Source organism: Lysobacter sp. TAB13 (genome assembly GCF_052113885.1).
GTDB lineage: Bacteria > Pseudomonadota > Gammaproteobacteria > Xanthomonadales > Xanthomonadaceae > Lysobacter > Lysobacter gummosus.
On sequence record NZ_JBFRDR010000151.1, the window covers coordinates 1 to 495 of the forward strand.

The 495-nt window shown below is 65.3% G+C and carries 1 protein-coding gene; it reads left to right on the forward strand.

Annotated features, from left to right (window positions below; translation table 11 throughout):
* The coding region (locus tag AB4Y92_RS25580) for a hypothetical protein (RefSeq protein ID WP_441822169.1) at positions 1-477 on the forward strand (477 nt) is incomplete at its 5' end.
* Between the last annotated feature and the right edge of the window lie 18 nt (positions 478-495).

Sequence of the window (495 nt, forward strand, 5' to 3'; positions counted from 1 at the left end):
CCCGCCGGTTCGGGGGTGCCCGCGGGTTCGATCACCACTGTGGAGCTTGCCAATCGGGCGGCGACCTTCGCCAAGGTCCAGGCGATAGCCACGCAACGCTTGCTCGGCCGCAAGTCGGCCCTTTCGGGCGATATCGAGGAGTTGACGGTCTCGGACGTCAAGACATTGCTCGCCTTTGCGCTGGGCGAGATGTCGAACGTCGACCTTACAACGACACCGCCCGTGAATGGCGACGGATTCGTCTGGGACCAGGTCGCGGGCAAATGGAAGCCGGGCCCGGCTGGCGGCGGGATGTTCAAGGGCGAGAATGGAACGGTCGGCAACCGGAAGGGCGACATCTTCCGGATCGCCGAGCAGCAGCTCGACACCGACGTGACGATCGCCGCGGGCGAGAATGCCTATGCGCCGGGGCCGCTGACCATCGCCACGGGCAAGACCCTGACAATCGCCGCCGGCGGCAATCTGGTGATCGTATGAGCAATCTGCGCGTTGGAA